This window comes from Desulfofundulus sp. (assembly GCF_049701015.1).
Classification (GTDB): domain Bacteria; phylum Bacillota; class Desulfotomaculia; order Desulfotomaculales; family Desulfovirgulaceae; genus Desulfofundulus.
Window position 1 is genome coordinate 1 of sequence record NZ_JBNATZ010000085.1, and the last position, 9,866, is coordinate 9,866.

Consider the following 9,866-nt stretch of genomic DNA (forward strand, 5'->3'; position numbering starts at 1 on the left):
AGTTCAAAAAGTTGGCCAGGTCCACCACTTCCGGCTCCCGGGCGGCATTTTCGATAACCGTCTGCCCACGTGCCAGGCACGCAGCCATAATGATATTTTCCGTAGCCCCCACACTGGGGAAGTCCAGGTATATCCGGTTGCCTTCCAGCCTGTCGGCCCGGGCAATTACCGTACCCCGTTCAAGGGAAAGCTGCGCTCCCAGGGCAGTCAAGCCCTTGAAATGCAGGTCCATGGGCCTGGTCCCGATGTTGCACCCCCCGGGGAGAGGGATTTCCGCACGGCCGAAACGGGCCAGCAGGGGACCGAGCAATAAATTGGAAGCCCGCAGTTGTTTGGCCAGGTGGTAGAGAGGCATCCTGGCAGGCGGATCCGTCATGAGCATACGCAGGCTGCCACCGGGGCTGGTGCGGTGTATTTGTGCCCCCATGGAGCGGAGTATCTCCACCATTACCTGAACATCTCTGATGTCCGGAACGTTATCCAGAGTAACCAGTTCCGTGGCCATTACGGCCGCGCACAAAATAGCCAGGGAAGCGTTCTTGGCCCCGCTAACGGCAACCCGCCCCCGCAGGGATATTCTCCCGGCAACAACTAGTTTATCCATAGAAGATGTTTTCCTCCCGTCGTGAAAAAAACTAAACCTATATTCTCGATCCCCTCCCGCAATTCCTGCCATAAAAGAAGCTTTTACAACAATCAATTGTTTCCGGCCTGTTTCTGGCCGAGCCACGAGCGAAGACCGGCAGCAAAGCAGTCGAGGTCCTGTCCGGTAACCTGTTTGAGAGCAGTGTCCATACTGTCCCCCTGTCCCAGCGCTGCTAAAATTTTATGCAGGCTCTCATCACCATAGACGTCGACCAGGTATTCCACAGCTTCCAGTGACTGCCAGTAGGCCAGGGTCTGATTGGGCAGGCGGTCAAAGTCCCGCTCCATCTCCTTAAAATCATAAAGTGGCTGCCCTGCAAATTCACTGGTCCCGGCCAGCCGGAATCCTGTGAGCCTGTACTCTTCGTATTGCGCAACGCCTTCGGTAAACCAGCGGGGGACATTACCCCGGGTGATGTAGTCCACCACCAGGTGTGTCAACTCGTGAGCCACAGGTCCCGAAGCATTGAAAACCTCTTCTATCTGGCGGGAGTCCCGGGCATCTATCCAGGCGGTCGGCGAAAGAACCCTGATCACCCCCGCCCAGTACACTCCCATGGCACTTTCACTGGCCGGCCAGCCAAAACTGGCATTTAATGATTCCCGGGTGGGATGTACAATGACGGGTATCTTTTCCCGGGAGTCGAAACGGAAGTCCCGCGCTACGAGGGGGTAGAACTCCCGGGCGGATTTCAGCACCAGTCGCGCGCTTTCGTCATCCCCGGGATAATAGCGCACCACAAAATGGCCGTCGGATAGGGTGGGCAGGTGGCGGGTGCTGATCATCACCTGTGCCCGGGAGGCCTCCCGGAAGATATTATAAAGGCACGCGCGCACCTGTCCGGGAAGCCGTAAAGCGAGGAAAAACGTGAAGGCCATAAAAATGGCCAGCATTCTCAACCAGAACCAGATAAAAAGCTGTCCCGCACCGGAAGAAGGTTGAGGCGTCATAAAGGGGTAAATGTTCAAGAGGCATTCACTCCCTTAATCAGTTAAACTGTCAATTGGATAGCCGGCATGATTAAAGGGGCCTTTTTCAGGGCCCCTCTTTCAGGTTATGGACAACGTCCTGCCAATGGCGGACCCGCTTTTTAAACCGGATTTACCTGCTCTGATTTATAATTATAACGTCTGCGGCATCTTCATCCTAGAGGAAACTAAAGGCAGTCCCGCCAGGGCCGGTGGGGCCTTCCGATCCAAATTTACAAGCCCTCACTTTTTCAGTTGTGACTTCCACTCCTCGATCATCTTGCGTGCCTGGGTCACGTCATCGCCCTGACCGGCAAGTTGAATGAACTTTTCCAGCTCCCGGATGCCACCCTGATAGTCCCCTTTCCCCAGGGCCAGCACCTGGCCGTAATAGTAATGGGCCCGGGCGTTCCCCGGGTGACGCCTTATCTCCTCCTTACAACTGGCTGCAGCCTCATCGTAACGCCCCATCAGAAACTGCACCAGGGCAAGCTCGAGGCGAAAATCACCGTTTTCCGGTTTCAGCTGTACAGCTTTTTCGTAAGCTTTAAGGGCCTGATCCATTTTCCCCGCATCCAGGTAGGCCTGGCCCAGCCGGGCTGCAAGGTCGGCGTCATTCGGATTGGCCCTGTAGCGGGACTCAAGATCCCCGATAACCTTATCCGGAGACGGCGGTTCTGTCCCGGAGGGCGTGGCAGGAGAACGAAAATCAAAAAACCAGCCGATCGACGTCCCCAGTAACCCCAGGGAAAGAAAGATCGTGAGGATGATAAAAGCAATACGTTGCCGTCTCTTTCTACGTTCACGGTAAGAAAAAGCCATGACCATAACCCCTTTTCAGAGCAAACTGTTTTTGACCATTATACCACAATTGCCTCGCACGCAGAACAGCGCCGCAGGCAGGGGAAAATCCTCCGGGGCAAAAGCAAAAAAAAACACCTCTCCCCGGAGTAATACGGTTCGGGAGAGGTGTTTCATGCCTGGATTTTTTTCACAGAAACCGGGCCGGGTCGACAGGCCGCCCGCCGACCAGCACCTCGAAATGCAGGTGTGGCCCGGTGGCGAGACCGGTGCTCCCCACCCGGCCCAGCAACTGGCCGCGTTCCACCCGCTGGCCGACCCGTACCTCAACCCTGGACAGGTGGGCATAACGGGTGACCACGCCATCCCCGTGGTAAACATCCACTGCCAGGCCATAGCCGCCATCCCAGCCCGCGCTGGTTACGCGCCCCGATTCAGCAGCCCGGACCGGAGTGCCGGTACCCGCAGCAATGTCCATACCGGTGTGGAGTCTCCCCCAGCGCATCCCGAAGGGTGATTCGATAGCGCCCACAACGGGCCAGGCAAGCGCACCCCCGGCCCCGGAACGGGATGCCAGGAGCATTCGCGACCCCACCGCCACCACACGGGGTTCAGGCTCCCTGACCAGCCGGCTTTCCAGCACTTCCCTTTTCACTTCCCGACCGTTAAGATACACGACCTGCCAGGTGAATTCCTCCACGCCGGGCTTCCCCGGCTGCAGAATGCGCTGCTGGCCGCGGTACATGCTGTTGTCCCGCCGCCGTTCCTCCGTGAAAGGCACTTCCCGCTTTTCCGTGCGCTGCACAGTAGCCAGAACGTTGAGCACCGGCACGGTGCGGGATAAATTGAGCTTCTGGCCTATCTGCAGTCTCTCAGGAGTTAAACCCGGATTTGCAGCCTGCAACTCTTCCACCGTCATGCCCGCCCCGGCGGCAATGGCCCACAGGGTATCTCCAGCCCGGACAGTGTAGAGTTCGGGCCGGCGCCCACCCGAGTCAATGAACTCCATCGCTTCCTGGAAGCTCAAAATAGCGGAGGCGGGTGCCCGGACATCTGCAAAGCTAACCTTCTCAAGCAGCCGGACATCCCCCCCGGGCACACCGTACCGGCTTTTAAACTCCTCGATGAGCCGACGGGCGACGCGACGGTCCGCCACTGCCAGTTTAAGCTCACCGTTCACCAGCAGGGCCGTACACCGGGATTCAGCACCCGAAATCCGGGCCAGGACATCTTCCAGCTGCCGGTCCGACAACAGCCACGGACCCTCACCGGCAGCAGCACGGCGGATGGTTACGCGGTGAAGAAAGTCAACACCAGAATCCCCAAAGTAGAATCTGTGATTGATGGTGTTCTCCAGCTCTTCCCGGATGGGACAGACTGCAACCACCCGGCCGTCCACCAGCAAAGCCCAGCCGCCGGAATCACGAGTTATTAAAGGTCCATAGGCCATTACCACCACGGTAATGGCCACCAGGTAGATTACCTGGGCAGGAGTCAGGGGCTCTTCGAACAGGAAACGGCGCAACACCCGGGTAAGGCCGAACCCCTTGAAAAAAGACATGGTGCTACCTGGCCACAACACAGCTTTTACTCCTCTTGGGGAATGATTGGTCAGCCAACCAGACAACCGGCAACCTTATATTATCAGGTAGGTTGTTTGTGCCGGCACACCAGACCCCCTTACTATAGTTACACGAATATTATAACAATGTGAAATTTGTCGAGTAAAGCCGGTTATAACCGGAATAAGGCAGGTTCTGGCTGTTCTGCTTCTATTTTCATCAAAAATATCGGCCCGGTTTAAAAACGGGCCGGAGGGAGCAATTTTTAAGAGTTCCCGTCTGCCATGGCAACCTTCAAAAAAATGGCGCATTCAATCCGTTTCTTCATCAAAGCACAGGCAATTTCATAGGGAGTGAAGATCGTGCCGTGAAAGGCGTGTGCATTGGCATGACAGCCTCCGCTGCAGTAAAAACGCGCCCAGCATTCTCTGCAGGCATCTTTGCTGTATACGTGGCAGGAGCGGAATTCGGCTACGATTTCGGGACGGACAATACCTGTGTAAACATCCCCCATGCAGTATTCCGGCCGGCCGACAAACTGGTGGCAGGGATAAAGTTTGCCTTCCGGGGAGACGGCCAGGTATTCCCGTCCGGCTCCGCACCCCGTCAAGCGCTTGGGCAGACACGGCCCCCCGTCAAGGTCGATGTTGAAGTGGAAGAAGTTGATCCGCCGGCCCTTACGTGCGCGGCTGAGCAGCTGCCGGGTTAGTTCTTCGTATTCCTCGCAGATACGGGGCACATCCTGCGGTTGGAGGGCATACTCCTCATGGTAGGGAGCCACTACAGGCTCCACCGAGATGTGCTCAAAGCCCAGGTCCGCCATGTGCAGCACATCCCGCGCAAAATCCAGGTTGTGGCGGGTGAAGGTCCCCCGCACATAATACTCACCCCCCGGCCGGGAGGAAACAAAACGGCTGATATGGTCCAGCACCCTCGCGTAGGAACCCTGGCCGCCGGGGAAGACGCGCATGGCATCGTGTACTTCCTGCCGGCCGTCCAGACTGAGCACGACGGCCAGATCGTTCTCGTTTAAGTAGCGGCCGACCTCCGGGGTGAGAAGCAAAGCATTGGTGGTCACGGTAAACTTGATGACCTTGCCCAGTCGGTCGGCCTGCTGCCGGCCGTACTCCACCAGTCCCTTGAGAACGGCAAGGTTCAACAGCGGTTCACCGCCAAAAAAGTCCACTTCCACGTGCCGCCTGGTACCAGATGCGGCAAAGAGAAAATCCAGCGCCCGCCGCCCGGTTTCCAAAGGCATCAGGCCGCTTGGGCCGCCAAAGTGACCCTGGCCGGCAAAACAGTAGCGGCAGGCCAGGTTGCAGTCATGGGCCAGGTGCAGGCAAAGGGCCTTCACCACCTCGTTACCCGCCGGTTCATAATGGCCATTTAAAGGGTCGGGGGAAAACAGCAGGCCCTCCCGCACCAGTTCCTCAATTTCCCCAATAGCCTCCTCCACTTCGACCGGCGGGTAGCTGCGGGAGTACCTGGCCACCAGATCGCGGCGATTCAAAAAGGGATAGTCGTCCAAAAGACGCCAGGTCAGTTCATCAACCAGGTGCACGGCCCCGCTGTTGACGTCCAGTACAATGCGGTAATCATCAAAGACAAACTTGTGTATCATACATCTTCCCTCAAGAAAAAAACCTCATCCCGGGCGGGATCAGGTTTTTCAGTTACTTGTCCTCCTTCATGCAGGCCTGGTTGCCCACGGTACAGGAAGTTTTACAGGCCGACTGGCAGGAAGTCTGGCATTCCCCGCAACCCCTGCCCTGGACAGTACCGGCCAGTGAGGGGCGGCTGATGGTCCTGATGTGCTTGGCCATAGGTTTAAATGCGCCTCCTTTTATTAAGCTTTTTTCCATTATACCCCGGGCCAGGCCCGCCAGACAAGAGTCTTTAGTCCAAAAAGAATTAATCGAGGTGGATTACAACTCTCTCGAACTCCCCAATGGCCACGGACCACCGGGGTACTCTACAGCATGGAGGAGATGTAGTCCAGAATATCTATGGCTCTGATGATACCCACGGCTTTTTTACCTTCGAAAACGGGCAGGAGGTTTACGTTCTTGGTCATCATCAGCTCGACGGCCCTGGTTACGGTGTCGTCAGCCTGCAGGTAAGCATCCACAAGGGGGCGGATGGCCTGCCCCACCCTGGTCACGGTGAGCTCACTGAGCGGTTCCCTGCGGTAGAAAAAGGCCCACGACATGGTAAATAACTCCGTGTTGTCATAAAGCATGCGGTTTTTCTTAATGGCATTGAGGATGTCCCTGGTAGTAAGAATTCCCACCAGCCGTTCCTCATTTCCCACCTTCTTCTCCCTGCTGAAAACGAGCAGGGAACGGTGTTCGTGACCGGCAGCGCGATAATCCCTGAGCACCCTGATCGCTTCCTTCAGGGTATCGGTTTCATAGACAACCGGGTATTCAGACAGCGGTACCATGAGCTCCCTGACTTTTTTTGTTTCAGGCAAGAAAAGCCCCCCTTTTTCTACTTTTCACAGACATTGCATAACAACTTCACATGTCCGGCAAGCCCGCCAGGGATAGTTGCGGTTTCTTTTTCCAGTCACATGCCCTAGCCGTGCCTCTCCTTCCATGTCCATGCAACAGGAGACAATTGTTCCATCCCAAAGTACGCAAACCCAATCCTGGTTTAGAAAGCAGCACTTGAGATAATCGCCCTGGCCGCTTTTAGCCCAGGAATGCCGCTTAACCCTGAATATTTCGTAATCACCCGAAACGAGGCGGCGGAGGTCGGCATCACCGAAGGTTTGTACAAGAATTTGCAACGGTGCCCCCTGGGCCTTTTTCTCCAGGATAAGGGTGTTAACATCTTCCGGGTCAGCCCCGTTTTCCATACTGATTACAAGCAGTCCGGGGTAGGTTAAAAGCATTGTGCGAATGTCTGCCCTCTTAAGCAAGCGACCATTTGTACTCAACCGCCAGTTAATATTATTCTGTTTCAAGTATTCAAGGAAAGCCGGCAATTGCGGATGGAGAAGGCTTTCCCCGAAATGGTGCAGGCCAACAACTCCTCCCGGGGGGGGTTCTTGCTTCAGATAGGAAACCGTGTGCACAAAGGTTTCCCAGTCCATAAACCCGCGCGGGCGTTTCATATCCCGGTTTCCACACCACGAGCAGTTAGAATTACAGTAATTGGTCAGTTCAATCTGGTATACAGCCAATACCGGCCACCTCTTTTCTTAATGCATAAGCATTATCCCTCACTTTTTCCCAGAACCTTGCCCGTCCCTGCCGGTAAGAGATCTGTCCGCTTTTTTCCCGCCCGGACATGGAAGCTTCATGCAAGCGGTATTTATATAATAGCTTCGGCACCCATAAAACGGGACCAACAGCGGCTATGCGTAGTGAGTAATCCACATCTTCGATTCCCTCGCAATCAACATCGAACCCTCCGACCTGCCGACATGCCGTAGCCCTGTAAAGAAAGGCGGGGCCAAAATTACAGTATTGTGCCACAAAAAACTCACGGTAGCAATGGTTAAAAAACAAGCCAGGGTCAGATACAAAGGGGCCCTTGGGATTTAAGCCAACGATTCGTCCCTGAGCATCGATATGATAATAACCGCTGTAAGCAGCGGTATATTTAGGGAATGTATTCAGAACCGCCACCAGATCCATAAGCATACCGGGTAACATAATATTATCGGCCGAAGTCCAGGTAATAAATTCACCGCGAGCAATGCTCAATCCATAGTTTAGCGTCCGGGGAAGTCCTGCATGTGGCTGGGCGTAATACTTTACCCTCGGATCGTTATATATGCTCAATATTTCTTCTGGTCCGTCGGTAGAACCATCATTGATAACAATAAGCTCCAGGTAAGAGTATTTCTGGGAAAGAACACTATCAACCGCCTCCCGCAGGGTGTTTTTTTGATTGAAGACGGGTAACAGGACGCTTACAAGTTTCGGTATCATTTATAGTTTTCCCCTCCTGTCAGAACAAAAACCGGGATCCCTTTTGTTTTTACATATTATGTAAGAGCGTGAAAGTGTGCACCTTGCCCCAGCCAGAAACATAATATGAATATGATAAATAACCCTCTTAAAATACATCAGGATAATTTTATGTTAGCCCGAACCGGAACCCCAGTTCCCTGGTGGTTACTACCTGCTACTCAGCATACGAGGAGTGAAAAACAATGTCTTATCAACCAGTCAGTTTCGATCTGGTCGCAGCCGAAAATAGCGACACTCAAAAACAATATGATTTCTACCTGGTTCCCGAAAACCGCGTTTTAATAAGTGGAACGGTGAGACGCCCGGATGGTTCGCCCGTGCAGGGTGCTGTAGTACAGTTCTTCTTTAAAGGGGAGGAGGGGAAAACAGGTTCTCTTATCGGACACACTTTCACAGATGAAGATGGTCACTTTTCATTTGGCCCACTGGCACCGGGAATTGAATTTAAAATGAAAATTTTTTACTGGGATATTATGGAACAGGGGCAACAAAAGGAGTTAAAATATTCCAGTATCTTTCCACCAGTTCTCCCCATTCCGCCGGTGGCTCCCTTCCCACCAATGGCGTCTTTCCCACCAATATCATCATTCCCACCCGTCGCACCTTTTCCGCCAGTAAAACCATTCCCACCCAAAGATTGCCCTTAATTACAAAATGAGGTGGGAAGATGCCAGGGGTACCGCTTGTTTCAATTGTCATTCCGTGCCGTAACGAAGGGCCTTACCTGCAGCAAACCCTCCGTTCACTGCTGATGGCGAAAACGGGAATATCATACGAGGTTATTGTTGTCAACGACGGCTCAACCGATGGTTGCTGCGATTTTCTGGGAGCCAGAGATTATGGGGTAACCTGCCTGCAGAGCTCCGGCATGGGTGTAAGCGGGGCCAGGAACTTCGGAGCCGGGGCAGCAAGTGGTGAGATCCTTTGTTTTTGCGACGCCCACTTGATCTTTGAAGACTACTGGCTGGATAAACTGGTCGCTCCAATTGTCCATGAGGAGGCCGAGCTGGTTTGCCCGGGCATCGCTTCCGCTGCCAACCCGCAGGCAATTGGTTACGGGGTAACCTGGGACGATAAGCTGAACTGGCAGTGGCTTTACAGAGAACCTGTGAAAGTTACATATGTACCGCTTGTCCCCGGCGCTTGTCTCATGGTGCGCCGGGACGTCTTCAAAGACCTGAACGGTTTTGAAAAAGGATTTCACGTTTTTGGGTACGACGATCAGGAATTCTCTTTAAAGGCCTGGTTATTTGGTTACCGGGCCGCAGTGGCACCCGGTGTAAAAATTATACACGTATTCCGGCAAAAGTCTCCCTACCCGGTAAGCTGGCTTGATCTTGTCCACAACATGTTGCGCATGGCCTTTTTACACTTCAACCAGAAACGTATAGGCAAGGCGATAGAAGCATCCAAACTGCACCGGGGCTTCGGAGAAACGCTGGCAGGATTACTATTCAGCGATGTCTGGGCAATAAGACGCAGTTACCTGGCGAGGCGCTGTTATGACGATGACTGGTTCATGGACCATTTCGGCATAAATTTTTAAGCCTCCAAAAACAAACCGGGAGTATCAACTCCCGGTTTTCGCGGAAATCCCTGTTTTTACTGCAGGAACATGAAAATTTTCTGTCCGGGTTGAATTGTGAATATGGCAGGAGAGCAGGACTTTATTATACGACATCGCCCTCCCGAATCCGGGAGGGCTTGATTTTTCTGCAAAATACTGGAGCGGGTGACGGGGATCGAACCCGCAACCCTCAGCTTGGGAAGCTGATGCTCTACCATTGAGCTACACCCGCTTACGCTTTTATTATAGCAATTCCAAAAAAATAGTCAAGGGCTCATTTCGGCAAGGATAAAGTCAACACACTGTAGGAAATTTTCTAACCCCACCGATTTTACCAAC

Annotated in this window: 11 protein-coding genes, 1 tRNA gene and 1 pseudogene; 2 read left to right on the forward strand and 11 right to left on the reverse strand. The window is 53.8% G+C overall.

Annotated features, from left to right (window positions below; translation table 11 throughout):
• The 10 genes and pseudogenes from ACPLUI_RS07005 to ACPLUI_RS07050 form a co-directional block, all read right to left on the reverse strand.
• A partial coding sequence (locus ACPLUI_RS07005; protein WP_424659553.1) for a UDP-N-acetylglucosamine 1-carboxyvinyltransferase occupies nt 1–604 on the reverse strand: 604 nt, incomplete at its 3' end.
• A gap of 92 nt (nt 605–696) precedes the next feature.
• Nucleotides 697–1,614 (reverse strand): peptidase MA family metallohydrolase, encoded by a 918-nt coding sequence (locus ACPLUI_RS07010; protein ID WP_424659554.1) that lies wholly within the window; start codon nt 1,612–1,614, stop codon nt 697–699.
• Nucleotides 1,615–1,857: 243 nt separating this feature from the next.
• A complete protein-coding gene (locus ACPLUI_RS07015) occupies nt 1,858–2,436 on the reverse strand; it encodes a tetratricopeptide repeat protein (RefSeq protein ID WP_424659555.1) in 579 nt (192 codons plus the stop codon).
• 169 nt (nt 2,437–2,605) lie between these two features.
• Nucleotides 2,606–3,997 carry a peptidoglycan DD-metalloendopeptidase family protein gene (locus ACPLUI_RS07020; RefSeq protein ID WP_424659556.1) on the reverse strand — a complete coding sequence of 464 codons (1,392 nt, stop codon included), beginning with the start codon at nt 3,995–3,997 and terminating at the stop codon, nt 2,606–2,608.
• Between the two features lie 245 nt (nt 3,998–4,242).
• Nucleotides 4,243–5,598 carry a thioether cross-link-forming SCIFF peptide maturase gene (scfB, locus tag ACPLUI_RS07025; protein ID WP_424659557.1) on the reverse strand — a complete coding sequence of 452 codons (1,356 nt, stop codon included), beginning with the start codon at nt 5,596–5,598 and terminating at the stop codon, nt 4,243–4,245.
• Between the two features lie 52 nt (nt 5,599–5,650).
• Nucleotides 5,651–5,800 carry a six-cysteine ranthipeptide SCIFF gene (gene scfA, locus ACPLUI_RS07030; protein WP_424659558.1) on the reverse strand — a complete coding sequence of 50 codons (150 nt, stop codon included), beginning with the start codon at nt 5,798–5,800 and terminating at the stop codon, nt 5,651–5,653.
• 149 nt (nt 5,801–5,949) lie between these two features.
• Nucleotides 5,950–6,450 carry a cyclic nucleotide-binding/CBS domain-containing protein gene (locus ACPLUI_RS07035; RefSeq protein ID WP_424659559.1) on the reverse strand — a complete coding sequence of 167 codons (501 nt, stop codon included), beginning with the start codon at nt 6,448–6,450 and terminating at the stop codon, nt 5,950–5,952.
• A gap of 24 nt (nt 6,451–6,474) precedes the next feature.
• Nucleotides 6,475–6,900: a hypothetical protein gene (locus ACPLUI_RS07040; RefSeq protein WP_424659563.1), complete on the reverse strand. Its 426-nt coding sequence runs from the start codon at nt 6,898–6,900 to the stop codon at nt 6,475–6,477.
• Between the two features lie 30 nt (nt 6,901–6,930).
• Nucleotides 6,931–7,095: pseudogene (locus ACPLUI_RS07045) on the reverse strand (hypothetical protein); the annotation flags it as partial.
• Nucleotides 7,096–7,144: 49 nt separating this feature from the next.
• The gene (locus ACPLUI_RS07050) at nt 7,145–7,918 is read right to left on the reverse strand and encodes a glycosyltransferase (protein ID WP_424659560.1); all 774 of its coding nucleotides are present in this window, start codon (nt 7,916–7,918) and stop codon (nt 7,145–7,147) included.
• Nucleotides 7,919–8,142: 224 nt separating this feature from the next.
• Between ACPLUI_RS07050 and ACPLUI_RS07055 the strand changes: the two genes are divergently transcribed.
• Together ACPLUI_RS07055 and ACPLUI_RS07060 are read left to right on the forward strand one after the other, a co-directional pair.
• On the forward strand, nt 8,143–8,607 hold the full coding sequence (locus tag ACPLUI_RS07055; RefSeq protein ID WP_424659561.1) for a carboxypeptidase-like regulatory domain-containing protein: 465 nt from the start codon (nt 8,143–8,145) through the stop codon (nt 8,605–8,607).
• Nucleotides 8,608–8,627: 20 nt separating this feature from the next.
• Nucleotides 8,628–9,506, forward strand: coding sequence for a glycosyltransferase family 2 protein (locus ACPLUI_RS07060; RefSeq protein WP_424659562.1), 879 nt, complete (start codon nt 8,628–8,630; stop codon nt 9,504–9,506).
• A 178-nt stretch (nt 9,507–9,684) separates the two neighbouring features.
• Here ACPLUI_RS07060 and ACPLUI_RS07065 read toward each other — a convergent pair.
• Nucleotides 9,685–9,759: transfer RNA gene (locus ACPLUI_RS07065), tRNA-Gly, on the reverse strand.
• Between the last annotated feature and the right edge of the window lie 107 nt (nt 9,760–9,866).

Excerpts from the sequence above, each read along its gene's own strand:
- ACPLUI_RS07015 (WP_424659555.1), bottom strand. The coding sequence starts at position 2,436 with ATGGCTTTTTCTTACCGTGAACGTAGAAAGAGACGGCAACGTATTGCT.
- scfB (WP_424659557.1), bottom strand. The coding sequence starts at position 5,598 with ATGATACACAAGTTTGTCTTTGATGATTACCGCATTGTACTGGACGTC.
- scfA (WP_424659558.1), bottom strand. The coding sequence starts at position 5,800 with ATGGCCAAGCACATCAGGACCATCAGCCGCCCCTCACTGGCCGGTACT.
- ACPLUI_RS07050 (WP_424659560.1), bottom strand. The coding sequence starts at position 7,918 with ATGATACCGAAACTTGTAAGCGTCCTGTTACCCGTCTTCAATCAAAAA.
- ACPLUI_RS07055 (WP_424659561.1), top strand. The coding sequence starts at position 8,143 with ATGTCTTATCAACCAGTCAGTTTCGATCTGGTCGCAGCCGAAAATAGC.
- ACPLUI_RS07060 (WP_424659562.1), top strand. The coding sequence starts at position 8,628 with ATGCCAGGGGTACCGCTTGTTTCAATTGTCATTCCGTGCCGTAACGAA.